General features: G+C 71.8%; 17 protein-coding genes. 8 read left to right on the forward strand and 9 right to left on the reverse strand.

Features of this window, described 5'->3' with window-relative positions; translation table 11 throughout:
• Positions 1 to 83 precede the first annotated feature (83 nt).
• The gene (gene disA, locus K7472_RS28275) at positions 84 to 1,142 is read left to right on the forward strand and encodes a DNA integrity scanning diadenylate cyclase DisA (RefSeq protein ID WP_222981493.1); all 1,059 of its coding nucleotides are present in this window, start codon (positions 84 to 86) and stop codon (positions 1,140 to 1,142) included.
• Positions 1,143 to 1,178: 36 nt separating this feature from the next.
• Here the strand turns inward: disA and K7472_RS28280 are convergent, their stop codons facing one another.
• Positions 1,179 to 2,000 carry a hypothetical protein gene (locus tag K7472_RS28280; RefSeq protein WP_222981424.1) on the reverse strand — a complete coding sequence of 274 codons (822 nt, stop codon included), beginning with the start codon at positions 1,998 to 2,000 and terminating at the stop codon, positions 1,179 to 1,181.
• A gap of 242 nt (positions 2,001 to 2,242) precedes the next feature.
• On the opposite strand from K7472_RS28280, the gene K7472_RS28285 reads away from it, so the two are divergent.
• The 5 genes from K7472_RS28285 to K7472_RS28305 all read left to right on the forward strand — a co-directional run bounded on the left by K7472_RS28285 (position 2,243) and on the right by K7472_RS28305 (position 6,515).
• A complete protein-coding gene (locus K7472_RS28285) occupies positions 2,243 to 3,181 on the forward strand; it encodes an iron-sulfur binding domain-containing protein (protein WP_222981425.1) in 939 nt (312 codons plus the stop codon).
• Between the two features lie 196 nt (positions 3,182 to 3,377).
• Entirely contained in the window at positions 3,378 to 3,944 is a 567-nt protein-coding gene (locus K7472_RS28290) for a SigE family RNA polymerase sigma factor (RefSeq protein WP_252396382.1), read from the forward strand.
• Positions 3,932 to 4,516: an LppP/LprE family lipoprotein gene (locus K7472_RS28295; protein WP_222981426.1), complete on the forward strand. Its 585-nt coding sequence runs from the start codon at positions 3,932 to 3,934 to the stop codon at positions 4,514 to 4,516. Before K7472_RS28290 ends, K7472_RS28295 begins: the two co-directional genes overlap by 13 nt.
• Positions 4,509 to 5,207 (forward strand): two-component system response regulator CseB, encoded by a 699-nt coding sequence (cseB, locus tag K7472_RS28300; protein ID WP_222981427.1) that lies wholly within the window; start codon positions 4,509 to 4,511, stop codon positions 5,205 to 5,207. The genes K7472_RS28295 and cseB overlap by 8 nt, the downstream gene beginning before the upstream one ends.
• A gap of 6 nt (positions 5,208 to 5,213) precedes the next feature.
• Positions 5,214 to 6,515 (forward strand): sensor histidine kinase, encoded by a 1,302-nt coding sequence (locus K7472_RS28305; protein WP_308014127.1) that lies wholly within the window; start codon positions 5,214 to 5,216, stop codon positions 6,513 to 6,515.
• 176 nt (positions 6,516 to 6,691) lie between these two features.
• On the opposite strand, the gene K7472_RS33290 is transcribed toward K7472_RS28305, so the two are convergent.
• Positions 6,692 to 7,354: a TetR family transcriptional regulator gene (locus tag K7472_RS33290; protein ID WP_289679271.1), complete on the reverse strand. Its 663-nt coding sequence runs from the start codon at positions 7,352 to 7,354 to the stop codon at positions 6,692 to 6,694.
• A gap of 112 nt (positions 7,355 to 7,466) precedes the next feature.
• On the opposite strand from K7472_RS33290, the gene K7472_RS28315 reads away from it, so the two are divergent.
• Positions 7,467 to 9,059, forward strand: a complete 1,593-nt coding sequence (locus tag K7472_RS28315; protein ID WP_222981428.1) for an FAD-dependent monooxygenase — start codon at positions 7,467 to 7,469, stop codon at positions 9,057 to 9,059.
• Between the two features lie 101 nt (positions 9,060 to 9,160).
• Here the strand turns inward: K7472_RS28315 and K7472_RS28320 are convergent, their stop codons facing one another.
• A complete protein-coding gene (locus K7472_RS28320; RefSeq protein WP_222981429.1) occupies positions 9,161 to 11,692 on the reverse strand; it encodes an ATP-dependent Clp protease ATP-binding subunit in 2,532 nt (843 codons plus the stop codon).
• A 430-nt stretch (positions 11,693 to 12,122) separates the two neighbouring features.
• Between K7472_RS28320 and K7472_RS28325 the strand changes: the two genes are divergently transcribed.
• The gene (locus K7472_RS28325; RefSeq protein WP_222981430.1) at positions 12,123 to 12,857 is read left to right on the forward strand and encodes an SCO3374 family protein; all 735 of its coding nucleotides are present in this window, start codon (positions 12,123 to 12,125) and stop codon (positions 12,855 to 12,857) included.
• Here the strand turns inward: K7472_RS28325 and K7472_RS28330 are convergent.
• The 6 genes from K7472_RS28330 to K7472_RS28355 all read right to left on the reverse strand — a co-directional run bounded on the left by K7472_RS28330 (position 12,788) and on the right by K7472_RS28355 (position 16,605).
• Positions 12,788 to 13,132 carry a histone-like nucleoid-structuring protein Lsr2 gene (locus K7472_RS28330; protein WP_222981431.1) on the reverse strand — a complete coding sequence of 115 codons (345 nt, stop codon included), beginning with the start codon at positions 13,130 to 13,132 and terminating at the stop codon, positions 12,788 to 12,790. The two genes, K7472_RS28325 and K7472_RS28330, sit on opposite strands and share 70 nt — an antisense overlap.
• A 162-nt stretch (positions 13,133 to 13,294) precedes the next feature.
• Positions 13,295 to 13,831: an amino-acid N-acetyltransferase gene (locus tag K7472_RS28335; protein ID WP_222981432.1), complete on the reverse strand. Its 537-nt coding sequence runs from the start codon at positions 13,829 to 13,831 to the stop codon at positions 13,295 to 13,297.
• 9 nt (positions 13,832 to 13,840) lie between these two features.
• Positions 13,841 to 14,287, reverse strand: a complete 447-nt coding sequence (locus K7472_RS28340) for a BlaI/MecI/CopY family transcriptional regulator (RefSeq protein ID WP_222981433.1) — start codon at positions 14,285 to 14,287, stop codon at positions 13,841 to 13,843.
• Positions 14,288 to 14,431: 144 nt separating this feature from the next.
• Positions 14,432 to 14,602 carry a hypothetical protein gene (locus K7472_RS28345; RefSeq protein WP_222981434.1) on the reverse strand — a complete coding sequence of 57 codons (171 nt, stop codon included), beginning with the start codon at positions 14,600 to 14,602 and terminating at the stop codon, positions 14,432 to 14,434.
• Between the two features lie 199 nt (positions 14,603 to 14,801).
• Positions 14,802 to 15,611, reverse strand: a complete 810-nt coding sequence (locus K7472_RS28350) for a hypothetical protein (RefSeq protein WP_252396383.1) — start codon at positions 15,609 to 15,611, stop codon at positions 14,802 to 14,804.
• 196 nt (positions 15,612 to 15,807) lie between these two features.
• Positions 15,808 to 16,605: a type III pantothenate kinase gene (locus tag K7472_RS28355; protein ID WP_222981435.1), complete on the reverse strand. Its 798-nt coding sequence runs from the start codon at positions 16,603 to 16,605 to the stop codon at positions 15,808 to 15,810.

A 16,605-nucleotide genomic window follows, 5' to 3' on the forward strand; every position in this document is an offset into this window, starting at 1 on the left:
ATCCGTGCGACCGGAATCCGTACGACCGGAGGAGTGCAGTGGCAGCCAACGACCGGGCAGGATCTTCCGGCGGCGACGGCCTGATGCGGTCCTCGTTGAGCGCGGTGGCACCGGGTACGGAGCTGCGGGACGGCCTGGAGCGCGTAGTGCGCGGCAACACCGGCGGGCTGATCGTCCTGGGCATGGACAAGACCGTCGAGTCGCTGTGCACCGGCGGCTTCGTGCTGGACGTGGAGTTCACCGCGACCCGGCTGCGCGAGCTGTGCAAGCTGGACGGCGCGCTCATCCTCGACAAGGACATCACCAAGATCCTGCGCGCCGGCGTGCAGTTGGTGCCCGACTCGACGATCCCCACCGAGGAGACCGGCACCCGGCACCGCACCGCCGACCGGGTCAGCAAGCAGGTCAACTTCCCCGTGGTGTCGGTCAGTCAGTCGATGCGGCTGATCGCGCTGTACGTCGGGGGCCAGCGCCGCGTGCTGGAGGACTCCGCCGCGATCCTGTCCCGCGCCAACCAGGCGCTCGCCACGCTGGAGCGCTACAAGCTGCGGCTGGACGAGGTGGCGGGCACGCTGTCCGCGCTGGAGATCGAGGACCTGGTGACGGTCCGCGACGTGACGGCGGTCGCGCAGCGGCTGGAGATGGTGCGCCGGATCGCCACCGAGATCGCCGAGTACGTGGTCGAGTTGGGCACCGACGGGCGGCTGCTCTCGCTCCAGCTGGACGAGCTGATCGCGGGCGTGGAGCCGGAACGGGAGCTGGTGGTACGGGACTACGTGCCCGAGCCGACCGCGAAGCGCACCCGTTCGGTGGGCGACGCGCTGGCCGAGCTGGACGCGTTGCCGCAGAGCGAGCTGATCGAACTGACCACGGTGGCACGGGCGTTGGGTTACACCGGTTCGCCCGAGTCGCTGGACGGCGCGGTCAGCCCGCGCGGCTACCGGCTGCTGGCGAAGGTGCCGCGGCTGCCGAACACCGTCATCGAGCGGCTGGTCGAGCACTTCGGCGGGCTGCAGAAGCTGCTCGCGGCGAGCGTGGACGATCTTCAGATGGTGGAGGGCGTCGGCGAGGCACGGGCCCGTTCCGTGCGCGAGGGGCTGTCCCGGCTGGCGGAGTCGTCCATCCTGGAGCGGTACGTCTGAGAGCGCCGCGCGGGGCGGACGCCTCTGCGAACGCGATCAGGAGAGCGTGAAGTCCGTCTCCGCGGTGCCCAGTCCGCTCGCCGCGACCTCGACCCGGTACGTGCCGGAGCCCGCCGACTGAGCGGACGGCGTCGCGCACTGCGGGGCGGTCTCGGCGCGGTTCCAGTCGACGTCGTAGGTGGCGGTGCCGTGCGCGGGGACGGCCACGAGGTACGCGGACCGGCTCGCCGGGCAGTCGTCGGACGCCCAGACGTGGTGACCGGAGGAGTCGGTGACGGTGACCACGGCGGAGACGGCGGAGAAGTTCACCTTGCAGGCGCCACCGCCCGAGTTGACCGCCGTCAGCACGAAGCGCGGCCGCTCACCCGCCGCGTAGGACGGCTTCTCGCTGCGCACCGAGAGCCGCACCTGCGAACCCCCGCAGTCCGCGAGCGTCGTCCCGGCCGCCAGCGCGCCGCCGGAGGTGCCGCCCTCGGAGCCGGAGCCGCTCGACCCGCCGGACCCGGAGCCGCCCGCGGAGCCCGAACCGCCCGCGGCACCCGTCCCGTCGTCGCCGCCGGAGCCCGACCCGCCACCGGAACCGGCGCCTCCGGAGTCCGTTCCACCGGTGCGCCCGCCCGGTTCCGTGGTGATCCCGGTCTGGCTGGTGGACGGGCCCGGGGTGATCGAGGGCAGCGGGGTGCGGCCGTGGCCGCCGGGCCCCTGGGCACCGGTGTGGTTCCCGGAGGAACCGCCGCCGGAGGTCAGCGCCCACACGACGAGCGCGACGAGGGCCGCGAACAGGCAGAGCACAACCGCCCGCCGCCGCCAGTAGATGGAGGACGGCAGGGGGCCCACCGGATTGCGCACGTTGCCCACGCGCAAACTCTATGGGAGATCGGCGACGCGTCCGTGCACCACCCGCCGCACGAACGCACTCTTTTCACGATCATCATCCCGCGCACCCGCCCGCGGTCACACGGCCGCCTCGTCCACGGTCACACCGCCGCCTCGTCCGTGGTCACCCGGCCGTCCAACACGGTCCCCGACCGGGCCCGTTGGCGTCCCGTTGTGCCCCGTTCCGGCGTCGCCGCGCCGGACGTGCCAGGATCGGTGGTGCCATGACTGCGACCACCCCCACCCCGCCCCCGGCCACGGATGCCGCGCCGAGCGCCCCGGCCGCCGACGCCGCCACCCTGCACACCCCGGTCAACGCCTGGTTCGCCGCGCACGCCCGCGACCTGCCGTGGCGGCGGCCCGAGGCGGGGCCGTGGGGGGTGATGGTCAGCGAGTTCATGCTCCAGCAGACCCCGGTCAGCCGGGTGCTGCCGGTCTACGAGCAGTGGCTCAAGCGCTGGCCCCGCCCCGCCGACCTGGCCGCCGAGCCGCCGGGCGAGGCCGTGCGCGCCTGGGGGCGGCTCGGCTACCCGCGCCGCGCCCTGCGCCTGCACGCCGCCGCGACCGCGATCACCGAGCGGCACGGCGGCGAAGTCCCGGACGACCACGCCGCGTTGCTGGCGCTGCCGGGGGTCGGCGAGTACACCGCGGCGGCGGTGGCGTCGTTCGCGTACGGACGGCGGCACGCGGTGCTCGACACCAACGTGCGCCGGGTCCTGGCCCGCGTGGTGACCGGCGTCCAGTACCCGCCGAACGCCACGACCGCCGCCGAACGCCGCCTGGCGCAGCGGCTGTTGCCGGACGACGAGGCGACCGCGGCGCGCTGGGCGGCGGCCACGATGGAACTGGGGGCGCTGGTGTGCACCGCCCGCACGCCGGACTGCGGGCGCTGCCCGGTGGCGGCGCGCTGCGCGTGGCGGCTGGCCGGGTTCCCGGCGCACGACGGGCCGCCGCGGCGCGGCCAGACCTACGCGGGCACCGACCGCCAGGTGCGCGGCATGCTGCTCGCAGTGCTGCGCGAGGCCACCGGACCCGTTACACAGGAACAAATGGACGCGGTCTGGGACGAACCGGTACAACGCGCACGGGCGTTGGACGGCCTGGTGGCGGACGGCCTGGTGGAGCCGGTCGCGCAGGGTGTCTACCGGCTCCCCCTGGAGTGACATCCGGGCCCCCGGGTTCCCTCTGTTACACAATCGACGGGTTGCTGTGAGCCTCCTGTGCGGTCGGCGCGCGTCATTCCGCAACAGCCCCTCCCTAGCGTCCTGTGCGTCGGCCTGACCAGTCGGCGGATCACAGGAGCGAGCGCGGCCAGGGGCGACCACGGCTGTGTGACGAACGGGACGGATGGAGGCGGTCATGGCGACTGGCACTGCGACGGACGGCAGGACGCTGGACTTCGAGGAGTACGTGCGGACGCGGCAGGACTCCCTGCTGCGCAGCGCACGCCGCCTGGTACCGGACCCGGTCGACGCGCAGGACCTGGTGCAGACCGCGCTGTGCCGCACGTTCCCGCGCTGGGACCGGATAGCCGACAAGGGCCTGGCCGACGCGTACATGCGCCGCGTCATGATCAACACCCGTACCGAGTGGTGGCGCTCGCGCAAGCTGGACGAGGTGCCCACCGAGAACCTGCCGGACGCGAGCGTCGACGACGGTACCGAGCAGCACGCCGACCGTGCGATGCTGCTCGCCGCGCTGGCCGCCCTCGCGCCCAAGCAGCGCCAGGTCGTCGTCCTGCGACACTGGGAGCAGATGAGCACCGAGGAGACCGCCCTGGCGCTGGGCATGTCCACGGGCACGGTGAAGAGCACCCTGCACCGCGCCCTGGCCCGGCTGCGCGAGGAACTGGAGCGGAACGCCTGCGGCTACGGCGCGGGCCACGGAGCACGGCAGGAGCTGAGGGAGGACGCGTGCGCCGCATAGACCCCGCGAGATGCGCGTTCTTCGCCGCCGCGCTCGTGCCGCTGGTCCTGGTGACCGGCTGTGCCGAGAGCGGCGGCGTCCGCGTCGAGGGGACCGCGGCGACCTCGGCGGTGAACACCTCGCCACCGCCCCCCAAGGCGACCGGCGTGGACAAGATCGACCCGGTCACGCTGCTGCGCAAGGACCCCAAGGTGGGCGCCGAGATCAAGTCCGACCTCAAGCCCTGCGGCGGCGACGAGTACCCCATCGACACCAGCTACGGGAACCTGACCGGCAATTCCGTGCCCGATGTGGTGATAAACGTCTCCAGCTGCGGCGATGGGGTCGGATTGGGTAGTTACGTCTACCGTATGGAGAATGGCCGGTACACCGACGTCTTCGGTGACGAGCAGCCGCCGGTCTACATCGACATCGACAAGAGCGACCTGGAGCTGACCCGCCAGGTCTACAGCCCCGGCGACTCGGTGTGCTGCCCGTCCGGCGAGGACGTGATCACCTACCACTGGTCCGGGGACCGCTTCACCGAGACCTCCCGCACCCACAGCGACTATGGAAACAAGGCGAATGGCTGAGACGCATGTCCTGTTCGTGGAGGACGACGACGTCATCCGCGAGGCGACGCAGCTCACCCTGGAGCGCGACGGCTTCAAGGTGACCGCGGTGCCGGACGGGATCGTCGGGCTGGAGTCGTTCCGGGCCGCCAAGCCCGACATCGCGCTGCTCGACGTGATGGTGCCCGGGCTCGACGGGGTGAGCCTGTGCCGCCGCATCCGTGACGAGTCCACGGTGCCGGTGATCATGCTGTCCGCGCGGGCCGACTCCATCGACGTGGTGCTGGGCCTGGAGGCGGGCGCCGACGACTACGTGACCAAGCCGTTCGACTCCGCCGTGCTGGTCGCCAGGATCCGCGCGGTGCTGCGCCGCTTCGGGCACGCTGCGGGCGGCGGCGGTCCCGAGGCGGCGGCCTGCGACGACAGCGGCCCGTTGCGCTTCGGTGACCTGGAGATCGACACCGACGGCATGGAGGTACGACGGGACGGCGAACCTGTGGCGCTGACCCCGACCGAGATGCGGCTGCTGCTGGAGTTCTCCACCGCGCCGGGCTCGGTGCTCTCCCGCGACCGCCTGCTGACCAGCGTGTGGGACTACGAGTGGGGCGGCGACACCCGCGTCGTCGACGTCCACGTGCAGCGGCTGCGGACCAAGATCGGGCAGGACCGCATAGAGACCGTGCGCGGTTTCGGATACAAGCTCAGGGCCTGATCCGCGGTGTCCGAGTTCAACCGGCCCGGGCTGCGCTGGCCCGGCCTGCGCTGGAAGCTGACGGCGGCGATCGCCGTGGTCTCGGCGCTCGTCGCGCTGGCGATGGCGCTCGTGGTGCACAACGCCGCCCGCGTCAGCATGCTCAACAACGCCCGCGACCTTCAGGACACCCGCCTGCAGATCGCGGCGAAGATGTACGAGTCCAACCACCAGCTGACCTTCCACGCCCGCCTCGACGACCCGAAGCTGCCGGCCGGGCTGCGGGTGACCGCCGCCAAGGGCCAGCGCGCCACCGACGTGCAGGACACCGCGGGCGAGCCGATCATCTGGGCCTCCACCCCGCTGCCCGGCAACCACATCCTCAGCATCAACAGCCGCTTCACCGACCCCACCTCGATCCTGGAGAGCGTCGACGGTGTGCTGGTCGCGGGCTGCGTGGCGGTGGTGCTGGCCGGTTCCGCGCTCAGCGTGCTGGTCGGCGGGCAGTTGTCGCGGCGGCTGCGCAAGGCGGCGCTGGCCGCCCGCCGGGTGGCCGACGGCGACACCCACGTGCGCGTACGGGACTCCATCGGGCGCCGGGTGCGCGACGAGACCGACGAGCTGGCCCGGGCGGTCGACGCGATGGCCGACGCGCTCCAGGACCGGCTGGAGGCCGAGCGCCGGGTCACCGCCGACATCGCCCACGAACTGCGCACCCCCGTCACCGGCCTGGTCACCGCTGCCGAACTGCTGCCGCCCGGCCGCCCCTCGGAGCTGGTGCGCGACCGGGCGCAGGCGTTGCGCACCCTGGTGGAGGACGTGCTGGAGGTGGCGCGGCTGGACGGCGCGGAGGAGCGCGCCGAGCTCCAGGAGGTCGCCCTGCCGGAGTTCGTGCGCCGCCGGGTCGCCCGGCTCGCGCCCGAGGCCCGCGTCGAGGTCGTACGGGACGCCTGGGCGCAGACCGACGCACGGCGTCTGGAGCGCATCCTCGGCAACCTGCTGGCCAACGCCGAGCGGCACGGCAGGGGCCCGGTCGAGGTCACGGTGGACGGCGCGGTCATCCGGGTGCGCGACCACGGTCCCGGCTTCCCCGAGGTGCTGCTGCGGGAGGGGCCGAGCCGGTTCCGCACCGGCAACAGCTCACGGGCCGGCAGCGGTCACGGCCTGGGCCTGACGATCGCGGCGGGCCAGGCCAGGGTGCTGGGCGCGACGCTCTCGTTCGACAACGCGTCCGAGGAGGAGGGCGGCGGCGCCATCGCGGAACTGCGGCTGCCGGAGGCGGACGATCCGGAAGCGGACGACGTCCTGGAAAACGGCGCGAACGCGTGAGGGGAGGCATTTCCCTCCGGCCGCGCGGCGGGCTATTCGCGGGCCGCGAGGGAAGGCCGTACTCCCACCCGTAAATCGGGCAATATTCGCTTTCCACTCATAAGATCCGGGCATTCCGCGGAGGAATTCTCCTCGTTGAATCCGGGACGAATTCGGTCCGGCAGCCGGTCGGCTCGTCAGCCCGTCGCCGCGAGACCCGATTCGATCAGGTCGAAACCGCGGTCGATCAGCCGCCGCACCCTGGCGTCGATCTCCTGGGCGGGCATTCCGGCCGCCGCCCATTCCTCGGTCAGGCGCAGCGCCAGCGGGTGCAGCGACAGCACCTGGTGGGCGACGACCAGCGCCGTGGGGTCCCCCTCGGGAAGGCCCCACAATTCGGCCAGGCCCTGCGCGATCGCCGTCTCGTGCCGCGTCCACATCTGCTGGCCCCTGGCCTGGAGGTGCAGGCTGCCCATCATCACCCGGCGGAACGCCACGCCGGGCCCGGTGGGGCGGTCGCCGTTGCGGGCCAGCACCCGGCGGCGCAGCCCCGCGAGCGGCGGCTCACCGGGCGCGCGGTCGCGGACCGCGTCCAGCCAGAGCCGTTCGACCTCCTCGTCCCGGTCGAAGAACAGGTCCTCCTTGGCGGGGAAGTAGTTGAAGACGGTCTTCACCGAGACGTCGGCGGCCGCCGCGACCTCGGCCACCGTGGTCCGGTCGAAGCCGCGCTCCACGAACAGCTCCATCGCCGCGTTCGCGATCCGCTCCCGGGTCTCGCGCTTCTTGCGCTCCCGCAGTCCCGTCCCGCGCTCGCCGCCCGCCATGGGCCGTCCGCCTCCTCCGCTCGTCGCAGCCTGCATCGCGGCAGATCCTACCGTCGGAGGATTTTTACCCTGGACGATATTTTTATAGTCGAGTGTAAGAATCGACGCCGCGCCGGGCGGTGCCGACCGGGATCACCAGGGAGTTGCCATGCCATCCGTACTCGTCGTCGGCGGCGGCCTCGTCGGGCTGTCGGCCTCGCTCTGCCTGCATCACCACGGAATCGACCACGTGCTGGTGGAACGGGCCGCCGAACCGTCCCCGCTGCCCCGCTCGCGCGGCCTGCACACCCGCTCGGTGGAGATCTTCCGCCAGCTCGGCGTCGAGGACCGCGTGCAGGCCGCGGGCGCCACGGCGCTGCGGATGGGGCGGTTCGGCGGCGCCAGGACCGGACGCACCCTCGGCGACTCCGCACCGCTGGAGATGGGACTCGGCCGGCCCGACCGCGGCGGCGGACCGCTCGGGCAGTCGGCGAGCCCGTCGCACTTCTGCTTCTGCCCGCAGGTGGTGCTGGAGCCGGTGCTGCGCGACATCGCCCGCGAACGCGGCGCCGACCTGCGCTTCGGCACCGAACTGACCGCGTTCGCCCAGCACGCCGACCACGTCGGGGCGACGCTGACCGACCGGGCGAGCGGCCGCACCGAGACGCTGCGCGCCGACTACCTGATCGCCGCCGACGGCGCGGCGAGCGGCGTGCGCACCGCGCTGGGCATCGCCTCCACCCGGCAGCCGCCCACCCACCACTACCTCAACCTCTTCTTCCGCGCCGACCTGACCGAGCTGGTCCGGGACGCCACGTTCAGCCAGTGCGAGATACGGAACGAACGCGTCGCCGGGCTCTTCGCCGCCAAGAACAACACCGACGAGTGGACCTTCCACCTGGAGTACGACCCGGCCGCCGAGACCCCCGCCGACTACCCCGACGCGCGCTGCCTCGACCTGATCCGCGCCGCGATCGGCCCGTTCGCCGACGGCCTGGGCATCGAGCTGCTGGCCCGCGGCGCCTGGGACACCGGTACTGCGGTCGCCGACGAGTACCGGCGTGGCCGGATCTTCCTCGCCGGGGACGCCGCGCACCGGCACGCACCCTGGGGCGGGTTCGGCGCCAACACCGGCATCGCCGACGCCCACAACCTCGCCTGGAAGCTCGCCGCCGTGCTGGAGGGCCGCTCCCGCGAGGAGCTGCTCGACACCTACCGGCCGGAGCGCCGCCCCCGTGCCGTGCTCGCCGTGGAGCAGGCCAGGCTACGCACCGAATTCCTCACCCGCTACGGCGTCCCCACCAAAGACAACGCGGACGTCCTCGCCCGGCACCTGGACACCGACGCGGTGATGACGCGCTACCGCCACACCCCGGACGGCCGCGAACAGCTCCCGGTCGAGGCGCTCACCGGCCAGAGCGGGACCCGGTTCCCGCACGTCCCGCTTCAGGCGGCCGACGGCCGGACGCTCTCCACGCTGGACCTGTTCGGCCGCGGCTGGACCCTGCTGACCGGCTCCACCGCCTGGGACCGGGCCGCCAAGGACCTCCCCCTGGCCGTGCGGCGCGTCGGCGGCCCTGCCGACGCCGACGCGCCGCTGCGCGACCCCGAGGGCGCCTGGGCGGCGCTGGTGGGGCTGCCGGAGGACGGCGCGCTGCTGGTGCGGCCCGACGGCTTCGTGGCCGCCCGCTCCGACGACGGGCCGCTGAGCCCGGCGACGCTGGGGCGGGTGCTGCGCGAGGTCTCGTACGCCCGCGCTTGAGGGGGATGCGGGCATGCGGGCGTGGAGAAGGGGCTGCCCCCGGCGACCGTGGGAAACGGTGGCCGGGGGCAGCCCCTCAGCGGATGTGGTGAGCGATCCGCTTACGCGTCCTTCGACAGGTTCGGGCCGGTGCCGCCGCTGCCGGCCGCCTCGATGGGCGGCGCGTCGGCGACGGTGACCTTCTCCTCGCCGCGGAAGGTGAAGGTCTTGCTCTCGCCTTCGCCCTCCGTGCCGACGACCACGATGTGACCGGGGCGCAGCTCGCTGAAGAGGATCTTCTCCGACAGCGCGTCCTCGATCTCGCGCTGGATCGTCCGGCGCAGCGGCCGGGCGCCCAGGATCGGGTCGTAGCCCTTCTTCGCCAGGAGCGACTTGGCGTCCTGGCTGAGCTCGATGCCCATGTCGCGGTCCTTGAGGCGCTCGTCCACCTTCGCGACCATCAGGTCGACGATCTGGATGATGTCGTCCTCGCTGAGCTGGTGGAAGACCACGATGTCGTCGACACGGTTGAGGAACTCCGGCCGGAAGTGCTGCTTGAGCTCCTCGCCGACCTTCGCCTTCATCCGGTCGTAGCCCGCCTGGACGTCACCCGCGGCGGCGAAGCCGAGGTTGAAGCCCTTGGAGATATCCCGGGTGCCGAGGTTGGTGGTCATGATGATCACCGTGTTCTTGAAGTCCACGACCCGGCCCTGGGAGTCGGTCAGGCGACCGTCCTCCAGGATCTGCAACAGCGAGTTGAAGATGTCCGGGTGGGCCTTCTCGACCTCGTCGAAGAGCACGACCGAGAACGGCTTGCGGCGCACCTTCTCGGTGAGCTGGCCGCCCTCCTCGTACCCCACGTAGCCGGGGGGCGAGCCGAAGAGCCGCGAGACGGTGTGCTTCTCGCTGAACTCCGACATGTCGAGCTGGATCAGCGCGTCCTCGTCGCCGAAGAGGAACTCCGCCAGCGTCTTGGACAGCTCGGTCTTACCGACACCGGACGGGCCGGCGAAGATGAACGAGCCACCGGGACGCTTGGGGTCCTTCAGCCCCGCACGGGTGCGGCGGATGGCCTGGGAGAGCGCCTTGATGGCGTCCTTCTGGCCGATGACGCGCTTGTGGAGCTCGTCCTCCATGCGCAGCAGGCGCGAGGACTCCTCCTCGGTGAGCTTGAAGACCGGGATGCCGGTGGCCGTCGCCAGGACCTCGGCGATCAGCTCCTCGTCCACCTCGGCGACGACGTCCATGTCGCCGGCCTTCCACTCCTTCTCCCGCTTGGCCTTCGCCGACAGCAGCTGCTTCTCCTTGTCACGCAGGGAGGCTGCCTTCTCGAAGTCCTGGGAGTCGATGGCCGACTCCTTCTCCCGGCGCACGTCGGCGATCTTCTCGTCGAACTCGCGCAGGTCCGGCGGAGCGGTCATCCGGCGGATGCGCATCCGGGAGCCGGCCTCGTCGATCAGGTCGATCGCCTTGTCCGGCAGGAAGCGGTCGGAGATGTAGCGGTCGGCCAGGGTGGCGGCCGCGACCAGGGCGGCGTCCGTGATCGAGACGCGGTGGTGCGCCTCGTAGCGGTCGCGCAGGCCCTTGAGGATCTCGATGGTGTGCGGCAGCGACGGCTCGGCGACCTGGATGGGCTGGAAGCGGCGCTCCAGGGCCGCGTCCTTCTCCAGGTACTTGCGGTACTCGTCGAGCGTCGTGGCACCGATGGTCTGCAGTTCGCCGCGGGCCAGCATCGGCTTGAGGATGCTGGCGGCGTCGATCGCGCCCTCGGCGGCACCCGCGCCCACCAGGGTGTGCAGCTCGTCGATGAACAGGATGATGTCGCCGCGGGTGCGGATCTCCTTGAGCACCTTCTTCAGGCGCTCCTCGAAGTCACCGCGGTAGCGCGAGCCCGCGACCAGGGCGCCGAGGTCCAGCGTGTAGAGCTGCTTGTCCTTCAGCGTCTCGGGGACCTCGCCCTTGACGATGGCCTGGGCCAGGCCTTCCACGACGGCGGTCTTGCCGACGCCGGGCTCGCCGATGAGGACGGGGTTGTTCTTGGTACGGCGGGACAGCACCTGCATGACCCGCTCGATCTCCTTCTCGCGCCCGATGACCGGGTCGAGCTTGGACTCACGAGCAGCCTGGGTGAGGTTGCGGCCGAACTGGTCGAGGACCAGCGAGGTGGACGGCGTGCCCTCGGCGGGGCCGCCGGCCGTGGCCGACTCCTTGCCGCCCTGGTAGCCGGAGAGCAGCTGGATGACCTGCTGCCGGACCCGGTTCAGGTCGGCGCCCAGCTTGACCAGGACCTGGGCGGCGACGCCCTCGCCCTCGCGGATCAGGCCGAGCAGGATGTGCTCCGTACCGATGTAGTTGTGGCCGAGCTGGAGGGCCTCGCGGAGCGACAGCTCCAGGACCTTCTTCGCACGGGGCGTGAAGGGGATGTGGCCGGACGGGGCCTGCTGGCCCTGGCCGATGATCTCCTCCACTTGCTGGCGGACCGCCTCAAGCGAAATGCCGAGGCTCTCCAGGGCCTTAGCGGCGACACCCTCACCCTCGTGGATCAGACCCAGGAGGATGTGCTCGGTGCCGATGTAGTTGTGGTTGAGCATCCGGGCTTCTTCCTGAGCCAGGACGACAACCCGCCGCGCGCGGTCGGTGAACCTCTCGAACATCGTTAATCGCTCCTCAGAGCGGTCAGGCAGATCGGGGCCGGTCCCCTCCCTGTCCTTCCGCATGCTAGTCCCGGCGAGCGGGACAGCTCACTTCAACCGTCGACACCCATGCGGTCAGTTCCGCCCCGCACAGCCGACAACGCCTCCAACCCGATGGTGCGAGACGATGTTCCCGCAGGCCAGGCGGATGAACCGTTATCCCGTACGCCCGTGGCGAACGCCCACCTCTCCGGCCTTCCGGTCGCCCCATCCCACTAGGACTTTCTTACCCGCTCACCCTGACAATCCATGCGGCGCGCACCCTTGCTGTCTGCTACCAGCGAACAACCTCGCGCCGGATCAGGGCCGGTCGCGCCCCGATCGCGGTCACCGGGGGCGATTCCGAGGGAACCGTGCGTAACCCTTGCGGCGTCCGGCAGTTGCTCCGGGCATGGGCGTCACACGCACCCGTGAGCGGGCGGGCATCCGCGAGTGGTACGCGAGCGAGCTGGGCTGGCCGACCGGTGGTACGGACGACGCGCCGGGGTTGCTCACCGGCGTGCGGTTCGACGTGCTGGACGTGCCGCTGGCGGCCGGGCTCGCGGTGCTGCGGCGATTCGCGCGCACCGGTCCCGCGGCGGCGCTGGGCGGCCGGGCGCTGCTGCTGGTGGCCGCGGGCTCCGGGGCGGAGCTGCCCGGGCTGCTCGACTGGCTGGAGTGGAGCGGCATCCCGCTGGACCTGGCGGTACGGGGAGCGGGTGACCGGATTCCGGCGCCGCGGCCCGCGCCGTGGGGCCCGCGGGCGGTGCCGGCCGCGGGCACGCGTGCGGCACGGGAGGCGTACTGGCTACGGCCTCCCGTGCCGGGGCACGAAGTGGAACCCACGCTGCCGTCCCTGCGCGTCGGCACGAGTGTCGGCGTCGGCACCGGCGCGAAGGACGACGGGGAAAGCAAGAACGCTGAGAACGCTGAGAACACCGACAACGTCGAGAACGTCGACAACGGGGACAGGCGTCCCGTGGATCTCGCGTCGCTGGTCGGGGCGGTGGCCACCGAGTGCCACCGGGCCCGGCTCCTGACGGCTGCTCAGGCGCGGTGGTCGGGCCACCGGACCGGTCAGGCGTGCGCCTTCTCGTACGCCTCGCGGATGGTGGCGGGGACGCGGCCGCGGTCGTTGACCTCGTAGCCGTTCTCCTTGGCCCAGGCGCGGATCTTGGCGGTGTCCGGGCCGGAACCGCTGCCGCCGGCGGCACGCGAGGCACGCGCCCGGCCGCGCGAGGCACGGCCACCGGTCTTGCGGCCGGCGTCCACGTAATCGGCGAGCAGACCGCGCAGCTTGTCCGCGTTCTCCGTAGTGAGGTCGATCTCGTACGTCGCGCCGTCGAGGGCGAACGTCACGGTCTCGTCGGCCTCGCCGCCGGTGATGTCGTCAACGAGAAGAACCTGGACCTTCTGCGCCACGGGCTTCCCTTTCATCGATATGGTCCGGGGAGGCCCCGGGATAAAGGAGTACGGGTAAAAGCAAACCGCTTTTCCCCGGAAAACTCAAACCCTTGGGCGGAACCAGTCCCGGCATGGTTGTGTGAGTAGGACGTGCGCATGGCGCGATTCGGACATAACCGATCACAGATGCAAGAGCATGCGGCTGTTGCCCAAGGTGTTCGGCTTCACTCGTTCGAGGTCGAGGAACTCGGCGACACCCTCGTCATAGGAACGCAGCAGCTCGCTGTAGACATCCGTGTCCACCGGAGTCTCACCGATCTCCACGAAGCCGTGCTTCGCGAAGAAGTCGACTTCGAAGGTGAGACAGAAAATTCGCCGTACGCCGAGCCAACGTGCCGTCTGCAACAGCTTGCCCAGCACCAGGTGTCCCACGCCTTTGCCGTGCAGATCCGGCCGGACGGCAAGGGTGCGCACCTCGGCGAGGTCCTCCCACATCACGTGCAGCGCGCCGCATCCGACGACCTCGGCGTCCTCGTCGCGTTCGGCGACCCAGAACTCCTGGATGTCCTCGTAAAGGGTGACGGTGGGCTTGCCGAGCAGGATGCGGTCGCGCACATAGCCGTCCAGCAAGGCGCGGACCGCGGGGACATCACTGGTCCTGGCGCGGCGGACGGTGAGCACTTTGGAGAGGGAGGACCCCGGCGCGGCTGACGACATAGCCGGACGCTATCGCCCGCCGCCTTCCCCGGGTTCGGCGGGTGGGGCGCCGGAACCGGTGCCCTGTCCGGGCGCGTCGGTACCGTCGGGCGGCGCTTCGGGCTGCACGATGCGCGAAGCGTCCCGCAAGGCTTCACGTTGTTCCGGGGACATCATGCTGAAGAACTGCACAAGGGCCGCGGCGGGGTTGTCGCTCGCGGCCCAGGCTTCGTGCATCAGTGCGGCCGCGTAGGCGGGACGCGTGGAAACGGCCTCATAGCGATAGGCGCGCCCTTCGTGTTCGCGGCGCAGCCAGCCCTTCTGATGCAGGTTGTCCATTACGGTCATCACCGTCGTGTAGGCGATGGACCGTTCCTGCTGTAGGTCTTCGAGGACTTCGCGGACCGTGACCGGGCGGTTCCACTGCCACACCCTGGTCATGACCGCGTCTTCGAGATCTCCCAATGGCCGTGGCACACCTGAATTGTAGAGGCAAATGTCACGGATGCGGCTTTTTTCGGTGCGGAGCGTTAAGGGTGGTTCCACGGAAGGACACCGCCGAGGATCACCCGGGCGGCCGATCGCGATCCCCGGTCCGCCCTCTGTCCACCCCGCGTCCGTCTACTGCTCGGCGGTCTCCTTGGCGGCTTCCGCGCGCGCCAGCATGCTGTCGACGGCCGCGTCCTCACGGGACTTGTTGGCGCCGCCCTGGTGCTTGATGATCGTGACGACGAGGGCCGTGAACGCGACCGCCATCACCAGGGGCGGTACCAGCGCCGAGACGTACTCCACGGTTCGCTCACTCCTTCTCCGGGTTCCCCGGAGCGTTCTCCGGAGGCGCCTTTGCGCGACTTCCAGAGTAGCCACGCCGGTTTCCCGCCCCGCGCCCAGGTGGTGCGTCGAGCGGAGTGCGGTACGGGAAGCGGCCCGGGCCAGGAATGTTGTGCGAATTCTGTGAGCAATTCCGCCGCGGGGGCGTGGCCGATACGACTCAGCGGCCGACGGCGTGGCGCGCCGTCCTCTCGCCGGGCTCCGGCGCGCCCCGGCGGCGGGGCGGCCACAGCTCGGCGGGGGTCGGCACCCGCCGGTCCGGGTCGGGCTCCGGCTCCGGGGCGGGCCCGGGCGGCGCGGGATCGCCCGCGCGGGCGCCGCGGGCCGTCGCGCCGGACGCCGGGACGGGGATCAGGACGTCGAGCGCACCGGGTCCGGCCGGCCTGACGACCCGCCCGCCCGGCACCGTCGACAGCCGGGCGCGGTCGGCCGGCCGGCCCTCGCCGAGCGGCACGCTCCGGGGACGGCCCGTCAGCTCCTCGCAGCGGCGCCGCAGTCCGTCCCTGCGGTAGGCCTCCGCCTCGCCGCACGGCAGTCGCTCCAGCGAGCGCAACGCGTCCAGGTCGTCCTGGGCGGGCAGGTAACCGGCGTCCAGCGCCTCGGCCAGCCGCTCCAGATAGTCGGCGGCGGTGCCGGGCAGCGCGTCGCGGTAGAGGGCGAGGTCGGCGAGGAGGAACGCCCGCAGGCGCGCCCCCTCGTGCACCGCCTCGTCCAGCGCGGCGGCCAGCCGGCGGTACTCCCGGGCCGTTCCGGGCTCACGGGCGGGCGCCGGAATCGGCGGGAACGGCGGGAACGGCGCGGCGGCGTCGCGCGCGGGCGCCGGGAACGCGATGGCGTCCGGGGCGCGGCGGTCCGCGGCCGTCGTGGTGGTCGCTGCGGTGCGGAGGGCGTCGGCGAGGGCGCGCCGCAGGACGCGCAGTTCGTCCGCGCTGAACGCCATGCCGCCTCGGGTCCCGTGTGGCGTGGGCATGCGCCGACTTTACGTACTAAACGGACAAATGTTGCGGATTGCGTTCACCCGGCGGGTCGCCGTCGCCGCGCGCCCCACGACGCGCCGACGCGACCAGCCGCCCGGCGTGTCCGCGCCCGTCCGGTGTGCGCGTCCGGCCGGGCGCGCCCGGGGAGCGCGCGTCCGCCCGGGCGCGTCCCTCGGCCCGTCGAGGCGTTCAGCCCGTCGAGACGTTCCGCTCGTACACCAGCCGCAGGCCGATCAGGGTCAGCCAGGGCTCGTGCTCGTCGATGATCGACGACTCGCCCAGCACCAGCGGGGCGAGCCCTCCGGTGGCGATGACCGTGACGTCGTCGGGGTCGTCGGCCAGTTCCCTGGCCATCCGCTCGCCGATGCCGTCCACCTGGCCCGCGAAGCCGTAGAGGATGCCGGACTGCATGGCCTCGACCGTGTTCTTGCCGACGACGCTGCGCGGCCGGGCCAGCTCGATCTTGCGCAGTTGCGCGCCGCGTACCCCCAGCGCCTCCACCGAGATCTCGATGCCGGGGGCGATCGCGCCGCCCAGGTACTCGCCGCGCGCCGAGACCGCGTCGAAGGTGGTCGCGGTGCCGAAGTCGACGACGATGCACGGGCCGCCGTACAGGTGGACGGCGGCGAGCGCGTTGATGATGCGGTCGGCGCCGACCTCCTTGGGGTTGTCCGCCAGGATCGGCACGCCGGTCTTGACGCCCGGCTCCACCAGCACCGACGGCACGTCGCCGTAGTAGCGCCGGGTCACCTCGCGCAGTTCGTGCAGGACCGACGGCACCGTCGAGCAGATCGAGATGCCGTCGATGCCGTCGCCCAGGTCGTCGCCGAGCAGCGGGTGCCTGCCCATCAACCCCTGCAACAGCACCGCGAGTTCGTCGGCGGTGCGCCGGGCGTCGGTGGAGATCCGCCAGTGCTCGACGATCTCGTCGCCGTCGAACAGGCCGAGCACGGTGTGGGTGTTGCCGACGTCGATGGTCAGGAGCAT

The organism is Streptantibioticus parmotrematis, from assembly GCF_019890615.1.
GTDB lineage: Bacteria > Actinomycetota > Actinomycetes > Streptomycetales > Streptomycetaceae > Streptantibioticus_D > Streptantibioticus_D parmotrematis.